Source organism: Streptomyces longhuiensis, assembly GCF_020616555.1.
Taxonomy (GTDB): domain Bacteria; phylum Actinomycetota; class Actinomycetes; order Streptomycetales; family Streptomycetaceae; genus Streptomyces; species Streptomyces longhuiensis.
The window spans coordinates 2,120,862-2,143,197 of the sequence record NZ_CP085173.1 but is presented as its reverse complement, the minus strand read 5'-3'; the positions used below and the strand labels follow the sequence as shown (position 1 = coordinate 2,143,197).

The following is a 22,336-nucleotide window of genomic DNA, read 5'->3' as shown; positions in this document are numbered from 1 at the left end:
CGTAGCCGGCACCTGTCCCAGCGCTACGTGACCGCCACGGACCCCCCTCCCATGTACCTACGCAGGCGCACGCGGATGCACGCGGGCGCACCAACGACCGACGCGCCATCCACACGCACCTACGGATGCGTCAACTGTCCGGCCCCGCCACGCCTCCGAATGCGTTCCGGGGCCGGACGGCCCTGTGCGCGTGCCCGCCGGCGGGCCTGGCGACGCTCCCTGCGCAGCTGCCGTGCCGTGCTGTTGGGCGCGGACACCACGCCGTTGCGCTGGTTCCACACCTGTCGGGTCACCCAGACGTCGAGCACACCCCAGGTCGCCACGACCGTGCTCCCCACGCTGCTCAACACCATCGGGAACGCCAGCCATGAGTCGGCGACGGTGCACAGGAACGCGATCACCGCCTGCATCAGGGTCAGCGCGACGATGAGCACCGCCCGTACCGCCGCCGTCCGTACCGGATCAGGCATCCGGCGCCGCCCCGCCGGCTCCTCGACCCACAACTCCCCGCGCCGCTCTGCCGTGCCCATCAGTTCGTCACTCCCCACCGCCGTCACAGCCCGCCGCCCTGGGTGCTCCCGCACCGGGGCTCTTCGATGGCTGCCCGGATTGCGCCGCTTTACGCTGCGCGCTCACGTCGTGCGGGCCTCATCACGTATGACCCGTAAGGAAGGACGTACGGCGGCGTCGAAAGATTCCCCGGATTGCTGCGGTCACATCCGTCCCGCCGAAGATCGATCGATTCCGGCCAACTGCCGCCCGTGTCCGGCCGGATGGTGCCGGATTTCGAGCGCCACTTTGCGGGATGCAATCTCCCGCAATGCCCGGACACATGCTGATGTCCCACTCCACGCGCCACCGGACAGTATCCGGACAGCCCTTCGAGTTGCTCCTGCGTCAGTAGTAGGCTCGCGCCGTTTGTTGCCGCACATGTGTACCCCTGGCCGCAGGGGTCGATCTGGGGGAGGCCATGCGCTTTCGCGGGAAGTCCATCCGCCGGAAGATCGTGGCGTTGCTCCTGGTGCCGCTGGTATCCCTGACCGCCATCTGGGCTTTCTCCACGGTGATCACGGGCCGCGCCGCGACGCAGCTGCTGTCGTCGGGGAGGGTCGCGGACGAGATCGGCTACCCGATCGCCGACGCCGGCCGGACCCTTCAGGAAGAGCGCCGCCAGACCCTTGTCTATCTGGCCGACCCCCGGGCCTCCGACGCCCTCTCCAAGCTGCGCAGCCGCCGCAGCGCCTCCGACGAGGCGATGGCCCGGATCAGGACGAAGGCCGAGAACTCCGGGATCCGCGACGACATGAGCGACGACTCCCGGCGTCGCATCTCCACCGTCGTCGAGGGATTCGACGGCATCGAGTCCCTGCGCCGCAACGTCGACGAAGGAACCGTCACCCGCGAGCAGGCCCTCGACTTCTACAACCGTCTCATCGACCCGACGTACGACTTCCTGCTCACGCTCAGCTCCTTCGACAACTCGGCGATGGATCGCCAGGGCCGTGCCGTCATCGGCGTGCTGCGCGCGCGTGAACTGCTCTCCCGCGAGGACGCGTTGGTCGGCTCGGCGCTCGTCGCCCGCAGGATCACGCACAAGGAACTGCGTCAGGTCTCCGACCTCGTCGCCCAGCGCGGCATCCTGTACGACACCAGCCTCGCGCTGCTCCCCGACGACGACCGCGCCGAGTTCGAGCGCTACTGGAAGAGCGCCGACACGGCGGCCCTGCGGACGGCGGAGAACTCACTCGCCGACTCCACGGCGGGCACCCCCAGGGGCGTCACCGCACGCGCCTGGAACGACGCTTCGGGCCAGGTGCTGGACGAGTTGGTCAAGCGCGACACCGCCGCCACGGAGCGCTACCAGGACCGGGCGCGCCCCGTCGCGATCAATGTCTTCCTGCAGGCCGGAGCCGCCGGTGTGCTCGGCCTGCTCGCGGTGCTGCTCTCACTGATCCTGTCCGTACGCATCGGCCGCGGCCTCGTCCGCGACCTGCGGCGGTTGCGCCTGGAGGCCCACGAGGCCTCCGGTGTCCGGCTGCCCAGCGTGATGCGCCGCCTCGCGGCCGGCGAACGCGTCGACGTGGAGACCGAGGCCCCCCGCCTGGAGTACGACAAGAACGAGATCGGGCAGGTCGGACAGGCGCTCAACACCCTTCAGCGCTCCGCCGTCGAGGCGGCCGTGAAACAGGCGGAACTGCGCCACGGCGTCTCCGAGGTCTTCGTCAACCTCGCCCGGCGCAGCCAGGTACTCCTCCACAAGCAGCTCACCCTGCTCGACACGATGGAACGCAGGACCGAGGACACCGACGAACTCGCCGACCTGTTCCGCCTCGACCACCTCACCACGCGCATGCGCCGGCACGCGGAGGGCCTGGTGATCCTCTCCGGAGCCGCCCCCTCCCGACAGTGGCGCAGGCCCGTCCAGCTCATGGACATCGTCCGGGCCTCCGTCGCCGAGGTGGAGGACTACGAGCGCATCGAGGTCCGGCGGCTGCCGCGCCTCGCGGTCACCGGCCCCGCCGTCGCCGACCTCACCCACCTCGTGGCCGAACTCCTGGAGAACGCCACGGTGTTCTCGCCGCCGCACACCGCGGTGCACGTCATCGGCGAGCGTGTCGCGAACGGTTTCACTCTGGAGATCCACGACCGGGGCCTCGGCATGGCGGCCGACGCGCTCCTCGACGCCAATCTGCGCCTGGCCGAGACGCCCGAGTTCGAACTCTCCGACACCGACCGGCTCGGCCTCTTCGTGGTCAGCCGGCTCGCCCAGCGCCAGAACGTCCGTGTCGCGCTCCAGCCGTCCCCGTACGGCGGCACGACCGCGGTCGTCTTCATCCCGGACACCCTGCTCACCGACGCCCCCGACACCGAGGGCGCCGGCTTCCGTCTCGACCGTCCGAACAGCCCCGGGCGCGGCGAGGGCCCCGGCGCGCGCTCTCCGAAGCTCTCCACGGCGGGCAGCCCGCTTCCGGGCCTTCCCGCCTCCCTCCTGGACGGGCCCGTGGAGTTGGAGGCGCCTCTGGCGGCATCGGACCTCGCGCCCTTCCCCGGTGCTCTCGACGACGAGGACAGCGAACGAGGCGGGCTCTTCCGGCCGCGCCGCCGCCCCGCTGGGCTCCCCGGAGAGCAGCACCAGCACGCGCGCGACGAGTTCGAGAACCGGCCCGAGTCGATCCATCGCGCCGGTGGACCCGCAGGCCCCGACGCCGATGAAGCGCCCGTGCCGCTGCCGCGCCGCAGGGCGCCCAAGCTCGTCAGCTCGCACGGCAGGCCCGTCACCCACACGAGGCCCGGAGAGCCGGAACCGGACAACCGCCGAACGGACGCGCAGTCCGAGATCGCGGGCGGCGTCCCGGCCGATCCCACGGCCCTGAGCCCCGACACCCCCGGGGACACGTACCGTCCGGAAGCCCCGGAGGGACCCCGCGAGCTGCGTCTCACGTCGGCGTCCGCTCCGGACCTGCCGCGCAGGCGCGCCCGTGCCCAGGCCACGGAGGACGAGGCTCCGGCACGTCGCCCGGAGCCGGTGCGCGACCTCGCGCCGGAACCGGCCGCCGACGCCCCCGCGCCGAGCGGTCTGCCCCGCCGTGTGCGGCAGGCCAATCTCGCCCCACAGCTCAAGGAAGGACCCGACCTGCGCGCCGACCGCGCCGCAGGCCGGAAGGGGCCCAACCACTCGGACAGCCCCGCCGAGCGCGACGCCGACGAGGTCCGCAACAGGATGGCCTCGCTCCAGCGGGGCTGGCGCCGCGGCCGCGAGGAGAACGCCGCAGGCGACGCCTCCGACGGCACAGCACAGGGAACGACATCTGAGGGGGACGGTCGATGACCGCACCGAAGGCCGCCGCACACACCACCGCGAACGGCGGTTCCGGGGAGCTGAACTGGCTCCTGGACGACCTGGTGGAGCGCGTAGCCAGTATCCGCAAGGCGCTCGTGCTGTCCGGGGACGGCCTCCCGACCGGGGTCTCCAAGGACCTCACCCGGGAGGACAGCGAGCACCTCGCCGCCGTCGCCTCCGGCTTCCACAGCCTGGCCAAGGGGGTCGGCCGGCACTTCGAGGCGGGCAGCGTCCGCCAGACCGTCGTGGAGCTGGACGACGCCTTCCTCTTCGTCACGGCCGCCGGCGACGGCAGCTGCCTCGCCGTCCTGTCGGACGCGGACTCCGACGTCGGTCTCGTCGCGTACGAGATGACCTTGCTGGTCAAGCGGGTCGGCGTGCATCTGGGGACCGCTCCGCGCACCGATCTGTCCGCCGGCGGGTAGTGGGCCGGCATGAGTCCTGACGGGGAGGGGACGCAGGAGACGCACCACTGGTTCGACGACGACGCCGGGCCGGTGGTTCGCCCGTACGCCATGACACGCGGCCGCACCACCAGCGCGGCCCAGCATCGTCTCGACCTGATCGCGGTCGTCGTCGCGGAACACCGCAGCGGCGACCCTGCCGCCGACCAGACGCTGTCCCCGGAGCACGTGGACATCGTCGGACTGTGCCGCGACAGCCCACAGTCGGTGGCCGAAATCGCCGCGGAACTCGACCTTCCGATCGGTGTCGTACGCGTCCTCATCGGCGATCTCGTCGACGAGGAACTGGTCCATGTGACGCGGCCCGTACCCCCTGCCGAGCTCCCGGACGAGAGTATTCTGCGCGACGTGATCAACGGTCTCAGGGCGCTCTGACCCACGCGTACACCGAGGCCACACACGGGGGTGGGGACCAGGCGAGCAGCGGGGCGAACAACGGAGACGCGCGTGACAGGCTGGCAGTTCTGGATCGACCGAGGCGGCACGTTCACCGATGTCGTCGCGCGGCACCCCGACGGACGCCTGCTCACCCACAAGCTCCTGTCCGACAACCCCGCCCGCTACCGCGACCCCGCCGTCGCCGCGATCCGTGAACTCCTCGACGGCGAGGGCGATTCGGGGCCCGCTCGCGTCGACTCCGTCCGCATGGGAACCACCGTCGCCACCAACGCCCTCCTGGAACGCAAGGGCGAACGCACCGCCCTCGTGGTCACCCGGGGCTTCCGCGACGCCCTGCGCATCGCGTACCAGAACAGGCCCCGCATCTTCGCGCGCCGCATCGAACTGCCCGAGCTGCTCCACGAACGGGTCATCGAAGCCGACGAGCGCGTCGACGCCCACGGCGCCGTCCTCACCCCCCTCGACACGGACGCACTCGAAGTGTCGCTGCGCCAGGCGTACGACGACGGGATCAGGGCCCTCGCCGTCGTCTGCATGCACAGCCATCTGTACCCCGACCACGAACGGCGCATCGGCGCCCTCGCGGCCCGGATCGGCTTCCCGCAGATCTCGCTCTCCAGTGAGGTCAGCCCCCTGATGAAGGTCGTCCCGCGCGGGGACACGACGGTCGTCGACGCCTACTTGTCGCCGGTCCTTCGCCGCTACGTCCAGCAGGTGGCGGACCAACTCACGGGCGTGCGCCTGATGTTCATGCAGTCCAACGGCGGGCTCACCGAGGCCGGCCAGTTCCGCGGCAAGGACGCCATCCTGTCCGGACCCGCCGGCGGAATCGTCGGCATGGCTCGGGTGTCCCGCCTCGCCGGCTTCGACCGTGTCATCGGCTTCGACATGGGCGGCACGTCCACGGACGTGTCGCACTACGCGGGGGAGTACGAACGCGTCTTCACCACGCAGATCGCGGGCGTGCGCCTGCGCGCCCCCATGCTCGACATCCACACCGTCGCGGCCGGCGGCGGGTCCGTCCTCCACTTCGACGGCAGCCGCTACCGCGTGGGCCCCGACTCCGCGGGCGCCGACCCGGGACCCGCCTGCTACCGCGGCGGCGGCCCGCTCACCGTCACCGACGCGAACCTGGCCCTCGGACGGATCCAACCCGCCCATTTCCCCGCAGTGTTCGGCCCCGACGGGGACCAGCCCCTGGACCACACCCTCGTACGGGACCGCTTCGCCGCGCTCGCCCGCGAGATCCGCGACCGCACCGGCGACGACCGCACCCCCGAACAGGTCGCCGAGGGCTATCTGCAGATCGCCGTCGCCAACATCGCGAACGCCGTGAAGCGGATCTCCGTCCAAAAGGGTCACGACGTCACTCGCTACGCCCTCACCACGTTCGGCGGAGCCGGTGGCCAGCACGCCTGCCGGGTCGCCGATTCGCTCGGCATCCGCACCGTCCTCGTACCGCCCATGGCGGGAGTCCTGTCCGCCCTCGGCATCGGCCTCGCCGACACGACCGCCATGCGCGAGCAGTCCGTCGAGGCACCGCTCGAACCCTCCGCCATGCCGCACGTCCACAAGACCGCCGACGACCTGGAGGGCGCGGCCCGCGCCGAACTCCTCTCCGAGGACGTGCCCCAGGACCGCGTCCGCGTCACCCGCCGCGCCCAACTGCGCTACGACGGCACCGACACCACGCTCACCGTGGAACTCACGGACCCCGACACGATGCGCGCCGCCTTCGAAGAACGCCATCGCGCCACCTACTCCTTCACCCTCGACCGCCCTCTCGTCGTCGAAGCACTCTCCGTCGAAGCGACCGGCCTCACCGCACCCCCCGATCTGTCCGCCCTCGCACCCCGCTCGGCCCCGCCCGCCGCCCCGGAAACCGTCAGGCTCCACACCGGCGGCGCCTGGCGCGACGTGCCCCTGCACCGACGCGACCGACTGCCGCCCGGCGACAGCGTCACCGGACCCGCGATCATCGCCGAGTCCGGCTCCACGACGGTCGTGGACGACGGCTGGCGAGCGGCCGTGACGGACGACGGCCACCTGATCATGGAACGCGCGGCGGTCACGGAGAGTTCCGACATCGGCACGGAGGCCGACCCCGTCCTCCTCGAAGTCTTCAACAACCTCTTCATGTCGATCGCCGAACAGATGGGCGCCCGCCTGGAGTCCACCTCCCAGTCGGTCAACATCAAGGAGCGCCTCGACTTCTCCTGCGCGCTCTTCGACCCTGAGGGCAGCCTCGTCGCGAACGCCCCCCACATCCCCGTCCACCTGGGATCCATGGGCACCAGCGTCAAGGAGGTCATCCGCCGCCGCGGCGCACGCATGCGGCCGGGGGACACGTACGCCGTCAACGACCCGTACCACGGGGGTACCCACCTCCCCGACGTCACCGTCATCACCCCGGTCTTCGACACGGAGGGTGAGCGGATCCTGTTCTACGTCGCCTCGCGCGGCCACCACGCGGAGATCGGCGGCATCGCCCCCGGCTCCATGCCCGCGGGCAGCCGCACCATCGAAGAGGAAGGCATCCTCTTCGACAACTGGCTGCTCGTCGAAGGGGGCCGCTTCCGCGAGACGGAGACCGTGGGCCTGCTCACCGGCGGCCCGTATCCGTCGCGCAACCCGCGGACCAACCTCGCCGACCTGCGGGCCCAGATCGCCGCCAACCAGAAGGGCGTCGACGAAGTCGCCCGCATGATCGACCACTTCGGGCTCGACGTCGTCCAGGCGTACATGAAGCACGTCCAGGACAACGCGGAGGAAGCGGTGCGCCGCGTCGTCGACGCGCTACAGGACGGTGAGTTCGCCTACGAGACGGACTCGGGCGCCGTGATCCGCGTCCGGGTCACCGTGGACCGCGAACAGCGCGGCGCGACCGTCGACTTCACCGGCACGTCCCCGCAGCTCGCCACCAATTTCAACGCGCCCTTCGCCGTCGTCAACGCGGCCGTCCTGTACGTCTTCCGCACCCTCGTGGACGACGACATCCCCCTCAACGACGGCTGCCTGCGCCCCTTGCGCATCGTCGTCCCGCCCGGCTCGTTCCTCGCCCCCGAGCCGCCCGCCGCCGTCGTCGCCGGCAACGTGGAGACCTCCCAGGCCATCACCGGCGCCCTCTACGCGGCCCTGGGCGTCCAGGCCGAGGGCTCCGGGACGATGAACAACGTGACCTTCGGCAACGAGAGCCACCAGTACTACGAGACCGTGGCCTCGGGCTCCGGAGCCGGCGACGGCTTCCACGGAGCGCCCGTCGTACAGACCCACATGACCAACTCGCGGCTCACCGACCCCGAGGTCCTCGAGTGGCGACTGCCCGTCCTGCTCGAGGAGTTCGCCGTGCGGCGGGGCAGCGGTGGCCCCGGACGGTGGCGCGGCGGCGACGGCGCCGTACGCCGCCTCCGCTTCCTCGAACCCATGACCGTGTCCACGCTCTCGCAGCACCGCAGGGTCCCGCCGTACGGCATGGCGGGCGGCGGGCCGGGGGCGCTGGGCGCCAACTCCGTGGAGCACCCCGACGGCACGGTCGACCGGCTCGCCGGCAGCGACTCGGCGGACGTGCTCCCCGGCGACGTACTCGTCATCGAAACCCCCGGAGGCGGCGGATACGGTCCGCCGCTGCCCGCCGGGAACGACCACAGCGACAGCAGTGAGGCAGGAGAAGAGACCCATGATCTTCGGGCGTTCTGAGCGCGGCAAGCCCCCCGTGGAGCCCGTCACGCTCAAGATCCTCGTGGCCGGCGGATTCGGCGTGGGCAAGACGACGCTCGTCGGCGCGGTCAGTGAGATCAAGCCCCTGCGCACCGAGGAGCTGCTCAGCGAGGCGGGTCGCCCGCTCGACGACACCCGGGGCGTCGAGGGCAAGCACACCACCACGGTCGCCATGGACTTCGGCCGGATCACGCTCCGCGAGGACCTGGTGCTCTACCTCTTCGGCACCCCCGGGCAGGACCGTTTCTGGTTCCTGTGGGACGAGCTGGCGACCGGCGCCCTGGGTGCCGTCGTCCTCGCCGACACCCGCCGCCTGGAGGACTGCTTCGCCGCCGTCGACTACTTCGAGCGGCGCTCCATACCGTTCGTCGTGGGCGTCAACTGCTTCGAGGGATCGGCCCGTTACCCGGCCGAAGACGTACGGCAGGCCCTCGACCTCGACTCCGACGTGCCCGTCCTGCTGTGCGACGCGCGCGAGAAGGAGACCGTCAAGGAGGTCCTCATCGGAGTCGTCGAGCACGCGGTGGCCGTGGGCGCGCGCCGGCGTCAGCCGGCCACCACCTGACCGCCGGCGCCCTTCCGCAGGAGTGGGGAACGGCCCGCACCCTCGCCGACCGGGGTGCGGACCGTCGTCCACGCGCGCGTGGCCCTCACCAGGACCACGCGCCCGTCACAAGAGGCGCGCGCCGACCGTCACGCCTCGTCGTCGTGCCAGCCGAAGCTCTTCTCCACGGCCTTGCGCCAGTTGCGGTACTCGCGCTCACGCGTCGCGCCGTCCATGGCCGGCGTCCACTCCGCGTCGCGCTGCCAGTGCGCCTTGAGCTCGTCCAGGTCGTTCCACACGCCCGTCGCGAGCCCGGCCGCGTACGCGGCGCCCAGGCACGTCGTCTCCGACACCCGCGGCCGGATCACCGGCACCCCGAGGACATCCGCCTGATGCTGCATCAGGAGGTTGTTCTTGGTCATGCCGCCGTCGACCTTGAGCGTCGTGATCTGCACGCCGGAGTCCTGGTACATCGCGTCGACGACCTCGCGTGTCTGCCAGCTCGTCGCCTCCAGGACGGCCCGCGCCAGATGGGCCTTGGTGACGTACCGCGTCAGCCCCGTGACGACACCGCGCGCGTCCGAGCGCCAGTACGGCGCGAACAGACCCGAGAACGCCGGCACGATGTAGGCGCCGCCGTTGTCACTCACACTCGCCGCGAGCGTCTCGATCTCGTCGGCCGAGCGGATGATCCCGAGCTGGTCGCGGAACCACTGCACCAGGGCGCCGGTGATCGCGATCGATCCTTCGAGGCAGTACACCGGCGCCTCGGAGCCGATCTTGTACCCCATCGTGGTGAGCAGTCCGTGCTTCGAGGGGACGGGCCGGTTCCCGGTGTTGAGCAGCAGGAAACTGCCCGTGCCGTACGTGTTCTTGGCCGTCCCCGTGTCGTAGCAGGCCTGTCCGAAGATCGCGGCCTGCTGGTCGCCGAGCGCGGACGCGACCGGCACCCCGGAGAGCTGGCCGACGGCCGTCCCGTAGACCTCGGCCGACGACCTGATCTCCGGAAGCACCGCCTCCGGCACGTTCATCGCCGACAGGATCCCCTGGTCCCACTGGAGCGTCTCCAGGTTCATCAGCATGGTGCGACCGGCGTTGGTGACGTCGGTGACGTGCACGCCGCCGTCCGTGCCGCCGGTCAGGTTCCAGATGAGCCAGGAGTCGATGGTGCCGAACGCGATCTCGCCCCGCTCGGCGCGGGCGCGCAGCCCCGGTACGTTGTCGAGCAGCCAGGCCGCCTTGGGTCCGGAGAAGTAGCTCGCGAGCGGCAGACCGGTCTGTTCGCGGAAGCGGTCCTGCCCGTCCGTGCCGCCCAGTTCGTTGCACAGGGCGGACGTACGGGTGTCCTGCCACACGATCGCGTTGTGCACGGGCCGGCCCGTGGCCCGGTCCCAAAGGACCGTCGTCTCGCGCTGGTTGGTGATGCCGAGCGCGCTCAGGTCGTCGGCGCGCAGCCCGGCCTTGGCGAGCGCGCCGGCGACCACGGCCTGCACCTTGGACCAGATCTCGGTGGCGTCGTGCTCCACCCAGCCGGGCCTCGGGAAGATCTGCCGGTGCTCGCGCTGGTCGACGGCGACGATCTCCCCGCCGTGGTTGAAGATGATGCAGCGGCTCGAGGTGGTGCCCTGGTCGATGGCGGCGACGTACTTCACATCGTTGTCGGGCATGTGACTCCCCTTCGTCTTCGTCTGAGGTCCCCGCGCGCGGGGACGCGATGGCGACGTGGCGCGGCGCGGCCGCGGTCAGAACGCCGCGTTGTAGATGAGCCCCGCCAGCGCGCCGCCGATCAGCGGCCCGGCCACCGGAATGATGGCGTAACCCCAGCCGGACGTGCCCTTGTTGGGGATCGGCAGGAACGAGTGCACGATGCGCGGACCGAGGTCGCGCGCAGGGTTGATGGCGTACCCGGTGGGCCCGCCGAGGGAGAGACCGATCCCGACGACCAGGAGGGACACGATGAGCACCGTCGTGCCGGACTCCCCGAGCCCCTTGGTGAGCCCGAACGCGAGGATGGGCAGCACGAGGGAGATCGTCGCGATGATCTCGGTGATCAGGTTGGCCACGGGGTTGTTGATCTCGGGGATCGTGGAGAAGATCCCGAGCGTCGGAGTGGGTCCGTCGTCCTCCGCTTCGCCCTCGCCGGACCCCGACGTGACGTTGGCGTTGAACTGGGCCAGATAGACGAGATAGGCCAGCACGGCGCCCAGCATCGCGCCGACCATCTGGCCGAGCAGATAGACCCAGACCTTGTCCCACTTGCCGGTGTCCACGGCGATGCCGATCGTCACCGCCGGGTTGAGCTGGCCCCCGGACAGCGGCGCGGCGGTGTACGCCCCGGCCAGCACGCCGAAGCCCCACCCGAACGCGATGACGACCCATCCCGAGGCTCTCGCCTTGGAATGCTTGAGCGTGACCGCGGCGCACACGCCGGCGCCGAACAGAATCAGGATCGCGGTCCCGATGACCTCACCGACGAAGATGTCTCCATTGCTCATGGCGGCTCCTAGGCCCTCGCCCGGAGCGGTACGCCCCGGTCCTCAGTGCAGGGTGCGTTTTCCATGGCTGGTTCCGGACGGCTCTGGCTGCAACGGCCGACGGCAGGGTCTTCCGTGCCCCGCAATGCGCCCGCGACAGGCGTTCCCGCTCAGTCGGATCACTCGTTTCGCCGGTGGGGAAAGGCCCTGACCTGCCCGAACGCGGCAGGAGGAGCCCGACGGACAGGCTGGGGCCCTGAGCGGCGGTGGGACGACGTGCGGCGATGCCGACTGACACCCGGAAGTGTTCACCGGCCGTGATGGAGCGTCAAGGTCGTGGACCGGAACGGTTGGCGGCGCCCGCCCGCACGGCCCGCGCCCGCGTCATCCAGCGGCTGCGCGGTCCGATTCCGCTTCCGCGCGCGGCCCGGTCCCCGACCACGCGGCCCCGGACGCCGGGGCCGCCCCCGCACACACACCCCGCCGCACCTCGTGCCCCGGGGTGTCCGAGCGGCCGATGACCCAACTCGCCCCCGGCAGCGCCTTGGCGGCCTGCTTGAGCGGCGCCAGTGACGCCGCCGCCTGCCGGTGGTCGGCGACGCTGCCCGCCGCGCACAGGACCGTGGCGAGCGACAGTGTGACGGGTCGCCCGCCCGCCGCCCACGGCACGTCGAGCACCGCGGACGCCAGCGGATCGAGCCCGTCCGGATCGGCGAGGACCAGGAAGTCGTCGCCCCCGATGTGCCCCACCCTGGTCGTGCCCGACGCGGCCCGTTCCAGGGACCTGCCCACCTCACGGATCAGATCGTCACCCGCGGCGAAGCCCGCCCCGTCGTTGACCTGTTTGAACCCGTCGATGTCCAGCCAGCTCAGGGCGAACCCGCGCCCCTGCGCGATCCGCCGGTCCACCTCGCCCGTGATGGCGTCCGAACCGGGCAGCCGCGTCAGCGGATTGAGCGCGGCCGCCTCCTCGACGCGGCTCTCGGCCAGAGCGCGTACGAGATCGGCGAGTCGCACGATGCCCACGCACCGCCCCCGCTTGTCGACGACCGCGACATCGTCGGCCGTGCGGCTGCGCTCGCCGTCCGCGAGGACGTCGAGGACCTCCCAGGCGGTGGCGTCCACGCCCACCGTGCGCGGCCGGTCACCATGGCGGGCGGCCGGGCGGTCGGCGTAGAGCGCATGCCCGTAACGACCCGAGAGCGACAGCAGGAAGCGGTCCCGCTGCACCGAACGCACCGGTGCGCCAACCGAGTCCACCAGGAGCACGCCGGACACGTCGGGCGACCCGGTGAGCAGCGCGCGGACCCGCCCCGCCGAGGCCGAGGCGGGCAGCAGCGCGGCGGGCCGCACGAACTGGCGCACCGGCGGCCCCGAAGGCGGCGGCGCCGCCACCGGCGGAGTGAGCGCCGGCACGTACACATCGGCCGCCGGCAGCCGCGACGGCGGCGCGAACAGCACGCCCTGTGCCAGCTGCGCCCCGGCCTCCCGCGCGGCGCCGCACTGCAACTCCGTCTCCACGCCCTCGACCGCCAGGAGTGCGCCCAGCCCCTCGCACAGCGTCCGCATCGCACTCACCGATGCGGGACTTGACAGCAACGAGGGATCGAGCTTCACGAGGTCCGGCGCCAGGTCGACCAGGAGCCGCAGCGGCAGGTCGCCGTCACCGACTCCGTCCGCGCAGACCCGGAAGCCCTCGTCGCGCAGCGCCGTGACCCCCTCCAGGAGCGCCCGGTGCGGCACGTGGGTGAACGGGGGACCGATGTCGACCGTCACTTCCCAGGGCAGGCGCCCCACGTCCCGGACGGCGTCCCGCAGCGCGGCGAGGCCACCCAGATCCGCCACCGTCCCGGCGAACACATTGACGTGCAGCGGCAGCAGCGTCTCGCGCTGCGCCGCCGAGCGCACCGCCAACGCGGCCAGACGGCCGTCGAGTTCGGGGTCGCGCCGGGCCTGCGCCAGCACGTCGCCGACCTCCGGACGGGCGAGTATCTCCAGGGCCGCCACGGCTCCGGTCGTCAGATTGACGACCGGCTGAAAGGCGAAACGGAGAGCGTCCGTCCAGGAAGGCACGGAAGCATGATGGCGCCCTCGGCGCGTGCCCAGGCGCAGTTCACGAGCTGTTCACGCACCCTTTTCGGCCGAACACGCAGCGTACGGATCTCTCGGGCGGGCGCCGGTCAGCGGACCGCGATCACGGACGAGCCGTGCCCGAACAGTCCCTGATTCGCCGTGATCCCCACGCGCGCGTCCGCCACCTGCCGGGCGCCCGCCGTGCCGCGCAACTGCCACGTCAGCTCGCAGACCTGGGCGATGGCCTGCGCGGGGACCGCCTCTCCGAAGGAGGCGAGTCCGCCACTGGCGTTCACGGGTATGCGCCCGCCGGGAGCCGTGGCGCCCTCCCTCAGCAGTTTCGCCGCCTCGCCCTCGCCGCACAGCCCGAGATCCTCGTACCACTGGAGCTCCAGAGCGGTCGACAGGTCGTACACCTCGGCGAGGGAGAGGTCCTCCGGGGCGATCCCGGCCTCCTCGTACGCCGCCCGCGCGATCGAGGCGCGGAAGGTGACGCCCTCCGGCTCGACGACCGCGGCCGAGTCGGTGGCGATGTCCGGGAGGTCGAGCACCGTGTTCGGATACGTCGGCGTGACCGTCGACACCGCGCGGATCCGCACCGGGTTGCGCACCCCGTGCTTGCGCGCGAAGTCCATGCCGCACAGCACGAGCGCGGCCGCCCCGTCGGACGTGGCACAGATGTCCAGGAGCCGCAGGGGATCGGCGACGACCGCCGACGCGGCCACCTCCTCGGCGGTCACGGTCTTGCGGTACCGCGCGTTCGGATTGAGCGCGCCCGCCGCCGCGTTCTTCACCTTGACCTGCGCGAAGTCCTCCAGCGTGTCCCCGTGCACCGCCATGCGCCGGCGCGCGTACAGACCGAAGTACGCAGGGTTGGTCGCGCCGAGCACCCGGAACCGCAGCCAGTCCGGATCGTCGTGCCGGTCCCCGCCCGCGGGCCGGAAGAACCCCTTGGGCGCGGCGTCGGCGCCCACCACGAGCACGACGTCGGCGAGCCCCGCGAGAATCTGCGTACGCGCAGCGTTGACCGCCTGGGCGCCCGAGGCGCAGGCCGCGTACACGCTCGCGACCCGCGCGCCCTGCCAGCCGAGCGCCTTCGCGAACGTCGCGCCCGCCACGTAGCCCGGGTATCCGCCCCGCACCGTGTCCGCGCCCACGACGGAGTCCACGTCGCGCCAGTCGACCCCCGCGTCGGCGAGCGCCGCCCGCGCCGCCACCGTCCCGTACTCGACGAAGCCGCGCCCCCACTTGCCCCAGGGGTGCATGCCCGCGCCGAGCACCGCCACGTCGTCCGTCATGCCGCCACCCCCGTCGGCCGCCAGTGCCACGTCGTCCAGGTCGTGTCCGCGTCCTCGTCGAGCACGCCGGGCACGACCTCCACCTCCATGCCCACCTCCAGGTCGGCCACGGAGACCCCAGGAACCGCCTGCCCGAGCACCACCAGGCGCTCCGCCTCCAGCTCCACCGCGATCAACGTGTAGGGCTGCCACGGAAGTTCCGGATCGGACACGTACGGTGCCGGAGGCCGGTACCGGCTGTCCGTGTACGACCAGACCCGGCCGCGCCGGGAGAGCGGCGCGGAGAGCAGCTCCCCTCCGGCGCAGCCGGGGTTGCGGCAGAAGGTGTCCTCGCGGGGGAAGAAGACCGAGGCGCAGGCCGAGCATCGCGTGCCGAGCAGCCGGAAGTCCTCTCCCTCCCCGGTGAACCAATCGGCCACGACAGGTGTGCGCGTACGCGACAAGGCCCCTCCCGCGCTGGATCCGACGACGCCACCAGAACACCAGCAGATCTGATGGACCGTCAGAAGTGTGCCATGGGCCGGCCACTCAGGGAACGCCGCGAGATGGGGAAGTCGAAGTACGTGTCCGGGAAGAGCTCCGGCTTGTACGTGAAGTGCCACCACTCCTCGGGCAGGTTCACGAACCCTTGCGCGGCCAGGGCGTCCCGCAGGAGGTCACGGTTCGCGCGCTGGGCCCCCTTGATCCGCGGGTCGTCGGTGTGGGCGAGCGTGTCGAAGCAGTCGAAGCCCGTGCCCATGTCCACCGAGTTGTCGGGGAAGCGCTCCTTCTTCGGCCCGTAACAAGGCGCCAGCCGCTCCCCGGGCACGTACGCGCGCGTGGGCGGCGCCGGCAGCTTCACGACCGTCAGATCGAGCGTGGAGCCCCGACTGTGCCCGGACTTCTCCGCGATGTAACCGTCCGCGAACAGCCGCGTCTTGTCGACCTGCGGATAGAACTCCGCCTTCATCCGCTGGTCGTCCAGGTCCTTGGCCCAGCGCACGAAGTGGTCGACCGCCCGCTGCGGCCGGTAGCAGTCGTACACCTTCAGCGAGTAGCCCCGCTTCAGGAGCCCGGCCTGCGCCTTGTGGAGCGCCTTCGCGGCAGGCTCCGTGAGGATGCACATCGGCTTCTCGTAGCCGTCGACGGGCGCCCCGACGAAGTTGTGCGGAGTGATGTAGCGGATCTCCTGGATGATCGTCGGGTCGATGTCCCGCAGCGCCACGAACTGCGGGGGAGCCTTGGGCTCGGGCTTCGCCTGGGCGGCGCCGGGAGCGGTGGCCGTCCACAGGAGCGCGGCGGCGGCGGTGACGGCAAGTCGGCGTACGGCAGTTGCGGTTCGTGTCATGAACCCTGCATCTATCAGGATCAATGGTGGCCAGGGAAGAGCCACGCTTCACGATCGGATACAGTCCGCGGCGTGTCAGCACCCCACCACATAACCAACCCCGTTCCGGATTCCCACTGTTCGAGCTGTGGAACCGCCTACGGACCCGACGTTTCGGGATGGCCGCGCACGTGCCCGGCCTGCGCCGACGTGAGCTACCGCAACCCTCTGCCGGTCGCGGTCGCCCTCCAGGCCGTCTACGACAGCCGCGGTTCCGCTCTCGTCGTGATCACTCGGACCATCGCCCCCGCGCGCGGCGGAGTCGCCCTGCCCGGCGGGTTCGTCGACCACAGGGAGGACTGGCGCGACGCCGTCGTCCGTGAGCTCAAGGAAGAGACGGGCATCGAGGCCGCCAGCCGCGACGTACGCCTCGCCGACGCGATGAGCTCACCCGACGGACACCTGCTCCTGTTCGGTCTCCTCCCGGAACGCCCGGCCGCCGAACTGCCCGAACCCGCCGTCACGGACGAGACGGAAGGCTGGCACCTCCTGCGCCGCCCGACCGAACTCGCCTTCCCGCTCCACACCTTGGCCGTCCGCGCCTGGTTCGAGGGCCGCTACGTGTGACACCCCGCCGCATGAACCACCCACCCCTCTGAACGCTCAGAGCCCGCGGATCCGCACCGGGTACGCGGGCTCGGCCGGCCCGCCCTCCTCCTGCCGCTCCACCACCACACTGCCGCCGCTCCACCGCGCGGTGTAGCGCTGGACGTCCGGCGTCTCCCAGCCCTCACCGGCGTCGGGCACGACAACCCCGCCGCCGGTACGCCCCGGCGCCGGAGCCCACACCTCCAGGCACAGCTCCCCGTCCTCACCCCGCACCGGGATCACCGCGCCCGCGCGTGCGAAGACGGGAACACGGGACAGCGACGCCTCAACCAGAATCTGACCGGGCCCCTCGTGCGCCTGCCCGCTCTCCGTGTCGTACCAGCGCCCGCGCGGCAGCCGCACCGCCCGCCGGTCCGCACCCGGCTCCAGCACCGGAGCCACCAACAAGGAGTCACCCAACAAGAACGCGTCCTCGCAGTCCCGCAACGCCCTGTCCTCCGGAGCACCCCACCACACAGGCCGCACATACGGAGCACCCGTACGCCGCGCGAGATGGGCCAGCGTCACGAAGTACGGCAGCAGCCGCCTGCGCTCGACGAGCGCCACGCGCGCGTGCCCCAGCACCTCGTCACCGAACTCCCACGGCTCCCGACGTCCCGCCCGCAGCGCCGCATGCGTACGGAACAACGGCAGATACGCACCCAGCTGGAACCACCGCAGATACAGCTCCGCAGACGGCTCCGCGTCGAACCCGCCCACGTCCGGCCCCGAGTACGGCACTCCACACAGCCCGAGCCCGAGCACCAGGGACAACGACGCGCGCAAACCGGGCCACCCCGTGGCAACGTCCCCCGACCACGTCCCCCCATAGCGCTGCATCCCCGCCCAGCCCGAGCGAGAGAACAGGAACGGCCGCTCCTGGGGCCGCAGTTCACGCAGCCCCTCGTGGCCGGCGCGCGCCATGCACAGCCCATACACGTTGTGCGCCTCCCGATGGTCACCGCCGCGCCCCTCCAGGGAGTGCCGCGCCGAGCGGGGGAGAGTCGGGTCACCGAACGCGGCGAACGACGCCGGCTCGTTCATGTCGTGCCAGAACCCCGAGAACCCCTGGGCGAGCCGCTCCTCGTACAGACCGCCCCACCACTTGCGCACGGCGTGGTCGGTGAAGTCGGGGTACACGGACTCACCCGGCCACACCACGCCCCGCACCGGCCTCCCCGCCGCGTCCTTCACGAAGGCGTCGGCGGACGTCCCCGCGTCGTACACGGCGTTCCCCGCCTCCGCCTTGACCGCGGGGTCGACGATCGACACCAGCCGCACACCGTCCCGGCGAAGGTCCTCGGCAAGCCGCGGGAGCCCCGGGTACGTCTCCTGGTCGACCGTGAACACCTGAAACGCGTCGAGATGATCGATGTCCAGATGCACCGCGTCGAGCGGAAGCCCCCGCTCCCGGTAGCCCGCGACGATCCGCCGCACCTCGTTCCCTCCACCGAAGCCCCAACGCGCGTGCTGATACCCGAGCGCCCAGGCCGGCGGCAGCGCGGGCGCGCCGGTCAACGACGCCCACGCGCGCAGCACGCGCGCGGGGGCACCCACCATGACCCAGCAGCGCAGCGGACCGCCCTCCATCCGGACCTCGCACGTCCCCACACGGTCGTGCCCGGAACCGGCCCCCTCCTCGCCCTCCGAAAGCGTCACCGAGCCGTCCCACGAGTTGTCGTGGAACACCAGATGGGTGCCCGCGTCGGCGACCACCATCTGCACCGGCATCGTCAGATACAGCGGATCGTCCCCCGGCCCGAACGAACCCCCCGGATCCGTGTTCCACAGCCGGTACACGCCGTCCCGCAACCGAGGCCCCGATGCCCGGCCGCCCAACCCGAAGAACCGCGCGTCGGCCGCCACCTCGGACCGCTGCACCCACCGGGCCTCGCCCCCCTCCATGGGCTCCCACCAGCGCGGCGGCAGATCCCGCCGCAGCACCACACCGCCCGGCGTGCACACGGACACAGCGCCGTGCCGCGACACGACGACGGTCACCCGCTCCGCCACCACCCGCCAGCCGCCGTCCTTGTCCGGCTCCAGGACAGCCCGCGGATCCGGCTGCGGACACGAACCCGCCAGCGCGTACGACGGCTCCGGATCCGCCCCGTCCCAGCCCCAGAAGACCGCACCCGTCACCGCCACCGTGATCCGCAGCCGGGACCGCGTGAACCGGACGACGCCACCACCGGGCGCAGGCTCGGCCCCCGTCACCTGGCCGGGCACCCTCGCCCGCTCCGGCCCCCGGCGCCGCAGCCCCACCGCGTCGGCCCGCCTCCTGCGCCACGAGGACCGCACCGCCCGCAAACCCTGGACCGCCCCCACCAAGCCAACCGCCCTCACCGCGCGTACCAGGTCACGACCGTTCATGCCGCTCACCCTGTCATCGCGCGGCGCGCACAGGTGAGTCGTTCAACTGCCGTTCATCCGTGGCGGCAGCACATCTTCACGACACGGACTATGTGGGGCACAACCTGGTGCGGAAGTCGATCACGTGGCATCGTCCCTGTCAGCCGCGTCACGCGCACACACCGGCCCGTGCGCGGGACCGACGCACACCACGCGTACATCCGGGAGCCGCCCCATGCCGTCAGCAGCGAATCCGACGCCGCTCTGGAAGCCCGACGAGGAATTCGTCGCCGAGGCGCAGATCACGCGCTTCCAGGCCTGGGCGTCCGAACACCACGGAGCCCCCGCCGACGGCGGTTACGAGGCACTGCACCGCTGGTCGGTGACCGAACTCGACACGTTCTGGAAGGCCATCGCCGACTGGTTCGACATCCGGTTCACCACGCCCTGCACGCGCGTGCTCGGCGACCGGTCCATGCCCGGAGCCGAATGGTTCCCCGGCGCCTCCCTGAACTACGCCGAACACGCCCTGCGCACGGCCACCGACCCCGCGCGCGCGGACACCCCGGCCATCCTCCACGTGGACGAGACACACGAACCCCGCCCCGTGACCTGGGCCGAACTACGCCGCCAGGTCGGCTCGCTCGCCGCCGAACTGCGCGCCATCGGCGTACGCCCCGGAGACCGCGTCAGCGGCTACCTGCCGAACATCCCCGAGGCCGTCGTCGCCCTCCTCGCGACCGCTGCCGTCGGCGGAGTGTGGACGTCCTGCGCCCCCGACTTCGGCGCCCGCAGCGTCCTCGACCGCTTCCAGCAGGTCGAACCCGTCGTCCTGTTCACCGTCGACGGCTACCGCTACGGAGGCAAGGAGCACGACCGCCGCGACACGGTCAGCGAACTCCGCGCCGAACTTCCCACCCTCCGCGCGGTCGTCCACATCCCGCTGCTCGGCACGGACGCCCCCGAAGGGGCCCTCGAATGGTCGGAGCTCACCTCCGCCGACACCGAGCCCGTCTTCGAAGCCGTCCCCTTCGACCACCCCCTGTGGGTCCTCTACTCCTCAGGCACGACAGGACTCCCCAAGGCGATCGTCCAGTCCCAGGGCGGCATCCTGATCGAGCACCTCAAGCAACTCGGCCTGCACTGCGACCTCGGCCCCGGCGACCGCTTCTTCTGGTACACGTCCACCGGCTGGATGATGTGGAACTTCCTCGCCTCCGGCCTCCTCACAGGCACCACGATCGTCGTCTACGACGGCAGCCCCGGCTACCCCGACACCGGCGCCCAGTGGGCCGTCGCCGAACGCACCGGAGCCACCCTCTTCGGCACCTCGGCCGCCTACGTCATGGCCTGCCGCAAGGCCGGCGTCCACCCCTCGCGCGACCACGACCTCTCCCGCGTCAAGTGCGTCGCCACGACCGGCTCGCCGCTTCCGCCCGACGGCTTTCGCTGGCTGCACGACGAGGTGCGCGAAGACCTCTGGATCGCCTCCGTCAGCGGCGGCACGGACGTCTGCTCCTGCTTCGCCGGAGCCGTCCCGACCCTGCCCGTCCACATCGGCGAACTCCAGGCCCCCTGCCTCGGCACGGACCTCCAGTCCTGGGACCCGCACGGCAAGCCGCTCATCGACGAGGTCGGTGAACTCGTCGTCACCAACCCCATGCCCTCGATGCCGATCCGCTTCTGGAACGACCCCGACGGCAGCCGCTACCACGACAGTTACTTCGACACCTACCCCGGCGTCTGGCGGCACGGCGACTGGATCACCCTCACCTCCCGCGGCTCGGTCGTGATCCACGGCCGCTCGGACTCCACCCTGAACCGCCAGGGCGTCCGCATGGGTTCGGCCGACATCTACGAGGCCGTCGAACGCCTCCCCGAAATCCGCGAGTCCCTCGTCATCGGCCTCGAACAGCCCGACGGCGGCTACTGGATGCCTCTGTTCGTCCACCTCGCACCGGGCGCCGTACTCGACGACGACCTCCGCGCCCGCATCAAGCAGACCATCCGCGAGAACCTCTCCCCGCGCCACATCCCCGACGACATCATCGAAGCCCCCGGCGTCCCGCACACCCTCACCGGCAAGCGCATCGAGGTCCCCGTCAAGCGCCTCCTCCAAGGCACACCCCTGGAAAAAGCCGTCAACCTCGGCTCGGTCGACAGCGTCGAACTCCTGCGATTCTACGAGGACATCGCCCGCAACCGCCCCTGACTGAACCCGGTTCCCCCGCCGTTGTCAGTGCCCGCGATTACTGTGAGTGAGCATTGACCTACAGCTCTCAGGGGGAACCATGGCGCACACCCAGAACACCCGGCACGCCGGCATGCGACGCATCCTGCGCCGTGAAGTCGCGGGCATCATCGGCCTCCTCGCCGACGAACGCGACTTCACGGCGATGCGGAGTTACCGCACCTTCGCCTTCGACGACCACGACACGTACCTCCAGCAGGTCGAGAGCCTCCTCCAGGCCCTCGCCGCCCAGGGCGGACACACCACCGTCGCCCTCTTCGACCCCGAGGAGTACGCGGAGTTCTGCGCCGAGAGCGGCCTCGAACCGGACACCCCCACCAGCCGCACCCGGTTCACCGCCGAACTGGCCGTCATGGGCGCCACCGTCCCCTACGAAGGTCAGCCCCTGGCCGACCTCCTGCCCCACCTCGTCGACGAAGCCGTCCGTCAGGCCACCTGGGAGTACGCCTCGTCCGTCCTCGCCGGGATCGGAGTGTGCGGCGCCTGCGGCCGGGACCTCGGAAGGGACGCCTTCGCCCGCGCCTCCCTCCTCCTGACGCGGGTCCTCGACACGGCAGGCATCGGCGCCCACCACCTCGTGTGCAGCGTCCCCACCGACGCCGAATCACTGCTGTCGGTGCTCCATGTCGACCGCTACACCGAGGACAGCACCCGACTCGACGAGAAGGAGGCGCTCGAGTTCACCACGGTCCTGGCCCTCGGCCTCGCCACCGCAAGCCCGGGCGGCCTGGTCATGCGCACCACCACCCCGGACAGCGACGACCGCGTCCAGGGCTGGCGCCTGCGCGACGAACGCCTCCTACCCCTCACCGCGGCGGAAGTCTTCGACGCCTACTGCACCGACGCCCAGTCCGGCGACCTCGTCGCACCCGAGTCCGGCGTCGACTACTGCGCGGCACCCGACCTCGGAGACACCGGCCCCGTGGGCGGGCACACCCACTGAAACGACCGTGGGGCGCTCCACCACGA

16 protein-coding genes are annotated in these 22,336 nt (G+C 71.4%); 8 read left to right on the top strand and 8 right to left on the bottom strand.

Annotation, left to right across the window (positions count from 1 at the left end; all coding sequences use genetic code 11):
* Positions 1–119 precede the first annotated feature (119 nt).
* Complete coding sequence (locus tag LGI35_RS10125; protein WP_279348626.1) at positions 120–584, bottom strand: hypothetical protein; 465 nt, start codon at positions 582–584, stop codon at positions 120–122.
* Positions 585–970: 386 nt separating this feature from the next.
* Here LGI35_RS10125 and LGI35_RS10120 point away from each other — a divergent pair, with 386 nt between their 5' ends.
* From LGI35_RS10120 to LGI35_RS10100, 5 genes are all read left to right on the top strand, one after another.
* Positions 971–3,829 carry a sensor histidine kinase gene (locus LGI35_RS10120; protein ID WP_227293563.1) on the top strand — a complete coding sequence of 953 codons (2,859 nt, stop codon included), beginning with the start codon at positions 971–973 and terminating at the stop codon, positions 3,827–3,829.
* Positions 3,826–4,266 carry a roadblock/LC7 domain-containing protein gene (locus LGI35_RS10115; RefSeq protein WP_100597501.1) on the top strand — a complete coding sequence of 147 codons (441 nt, stop codon included), beginning with the start codon at positions 3,826–3,828 and terminating at the stop codon, positions 4,264–4,266. Before LGI35_RS10120 ends, LGI35_RS10115 begins: the two co-directional genes overlap by 4 nt.
* Before the next feature lie 9 nt (positions 4,267–4,275).
* The gene (locus tag LGI35_RS10110; RefSeq protein WP_227293562.1) at positions 4,276–4,680 is read left to right on the top strand and encodes a DUF742 domain-containing protein; all 405 of its coding nucleotides are present in this window, start codon (positions 4,276–4,278) and stop codon (positions 4,678–4,680) included.
* Between the two features lie 72 nt (positions 4,681–4,752).
* A complete protein-coding gene (locus LGI35_RS10105; RefSeq protein ID WP_227293561.1) occupies positions 4,753–8,400 on the top strand; it encodes a hydantoinase B/oxoprolinase family protein in 3,648 nt (1,215 codons plus the stop codon).
* Complete coding sequence (locus LGI35_RS10100) at positions 8,381–8,986, top strand: GTP-binding protein (RefSeq protein ID WP_227293560.1); 606 nt, start codon at positions 8,381–8,383, stop codon at positions 8,984–8,986. The genes LGI35_RS10105 and LGI35_RS10100 overlap by 20 nt, the downstream gene beginning before the upstream one ends.
* Before the next feature lie 128 nt (positions 8,987–9,114).
* On the opposite strand, the gene glpK is transcribed toward LGI35_RS10100, so the two are convergent.
* The 6 genes from glpK to LGI35_RS10070 all read right to left on the bottom strand — a co-directional run bounded on the left by glpK (position 9,115) and on the right by LGI35_RS10070 (position 16,137).
* Positions 9,115–10,632 (bottom strand): glycerol kinase GlpK, encoded by a 1,518-nt coding sequence (gene glpK, locus LGI35_RS10095; protein WP_227293559.1) that lies wholly within the window; start codon positions 10,630–10,632, stop codon positions 9,115–9,117.
* 75 nt (positions 10,633–10,707) lie between these two features.
* Positions 10,708–11,460 carry an MIP/aquaporin family protein gene (locus LGI35_RS10090; RefSeq protein ID WP_227293558.1) on the bottom strand — a complete coding sequence of 251 codons (753 nt, stop codon included), beginning with the start codon at positions 11,458–11,460 and terminating at the stop codon, positions 10,708–10,710.
* 363 nt (positions 11,461–11,823) lie between these two features.
* On the bottom strand, positions 11,824–13,512 hold the full coding sequence (locus tag LGI35_RS10085; RefSeq protein ID WP_227293557.1) for a GGDEF domain-containing protein: 1,689 nt from the start codon (positions 13,510–13,512) through the stop codon (positions 11,824–11,826).
* A 107-nt stretch (positions 13,513–13,619) separates the two neighbouring features.
* Positions 13,620–14,810 carry a lipid-transfer protein gene (locus LGI35_RS10080; protein ID WP_227293556.1) on the bottom strand — a complete coding sequence of 397 codons (1,191 nt, stop codon included), beginning with the start codon at positions 14,808–14,810 and terminating at the stop codon, positions 13,620–13,622.
* Positions 14,807–15,253 carry a Zn-ribbon domain-containing OB-fold protein gene (locus LGI35_RS10075; protein ID WP_227293555.1) on the bottom strand — a complete coding sequence of 149 codons (447 nt, stop codon included), beginning with the start codon at positions 15,251–15,253 and terminating at the stop codon, positions 14,807–14,809. The genes LGI35_RS10080 and LGI35_RS10075 overlap by 4 nt, the downstream gene beginning before the upstream one ends.
* Positions 15,254–15,312: 59 nt before the next feature.
* Positions 15,313–16,137, bottom strand: a complete 825-nt coding sequence (locus LGI35_RS10070; protein WP_227293554.1) for a M15 family metallopeptidase — start codon at positions 16,135–16,137, stop codon at positions 15,313–15,315.
* A 72-nt stretch (positions 16,138–16,209) separates the two neighbouring features.
* On the opposite strand from LGI35_RS10070, the gene LGI35_RS10065 reads away from it, so the two are divergent.
* Entirely contained in the window at positions 16,210–16,743 is a 534-nt protein-coding gene (locus tag LGI35_RS10065; RefSeq protein ID WP_227293553.1) for an NUDIX domain-containing protein, read from the top strand.
* 36 nt (positions 16,744–16,779) lie between these two features.
* On the opposite strand, the gene LGI35_RS10060 is transcribed toward LGI35_RS10065, so the two are convergent.
* Positions 16,780–19,137: a glycoside hydrolase family 31 protein gene (locus LGI35_RS10060; RefSeq protein WP_227293552.1), complete on the bottom strand. Its 2,358-nt coding sequence runs from the start codon at positions 19,135–19,137 to the stop codon at positions 16,780–16,782.
* Positions 19,138–19,351: 214 nt separating this feature from the next.
* Here LGI35_RS10060 and LGI35_RS10055 point away from each other — a divergent pair, with 214 nt between their 5' ends.
* Positions 19,352–21,328, top strand: a complete 1,977-nt coding sequence (locus LGI35_RS10055) for an acetoacetate--CoA ligase (RefSeq protein WP_227293551.1) — start codon at positions 19,352–19,354, stop codon at positions 21,326–21,328.
* Between the two features lie 79 nt (positions 21,329–21,407).
* Positions 21,408–22,310: a hypothetical protein gene (locus tag LGI35_RS10050; RefSeq protein WP_227293550.1), complete on the top strand. Its 903-nt coding sequence runs from the start codon at positions 21,408–21,410 to the stop codon at positions 22,308–22,310.
* The last annotated feature ends 26 nt before the right edge of the window (positions 22,311–22,336 follow it).

Bases quoted from the DNA above. Each gene is read 5' to 3' on its own strand.
- LGI35_RS10055 (WP_227293551.1), top strand. From the start codon at position 19,352: ATGCCGTCAGCAGCGAATCCGACGCCGCTCTGGAAGCCCGACGAGGAA.
- LGI35_RS10090 (WP_227293558.1), bottom strand. From the start codon at position 11,460: ATGAGCAATGGAGACATCTTCGTCGGTGAGGTCATCGGGACCGCGATC.
- LGI35_RS10115 (WP_100597501.1), top strand. From the start codon at position 3,826: ATGACCGCACCGAAGGCCGCCGCACACACCACCGCGAACGGCGGTTCC.
- glpK (WP_227293559.1), bottom strand. From the start codon at position 10,632: ATGCCCGACAACGATGTGAAGTACGTCGCCGCCATCGACCAGGGCACC.
- LGI35_RS10110 (WP_227293562.1), top strand. From the start codon at position 4,276: ATGAGTCCTGACGGGGAGGGGACGCAGGAGACGCACCACTGGTTCGAC.
- LGI35_RS10070 (WP_227293554.1), bottom strand. From the start codon at position 16,137: ATGACACGAACCGCAACTGCCGTACGCCGACTTGCCGTCACCGCCGCC.
- LGI35_RS10050 (WP_227293550.1), top strand. From the start codon at position 21,408: ATGGCGCACACCCAGAACACCCGGCACGCCGGCATGCGACGCATCCTG.
- LGI35_RS10120 (WP_227293563.1), top strand. From the start codon at position 971: ATGCGCTTTCGCGGGAAGTCCATCCGCCGGAAGATCGTGGCGTTGCTC.
- LGI35_RS10060 (WP_227293552.1), bottom strand. From the start codon at position 19,137: ATGAACGGTCGTGACCTGGTACGCGCGGTGAGGGCGGTTGGCTTGGTG.
- LGI35_RS10100 (WP_227293560.1), top strand. From the start codon at position 8,381: ATGATCTTCGGGCGTTCTGAGCGCGGCAAGCCCCCCGTGGAGCCCGTC.
- LGI35_RS10080 (WP_227293556.1), bottom strand. From the start codon at position 14,810: ATGACGGACGACGTGGCGGTGCTCGGCGCGGGCATGCACCCCTGGGGC.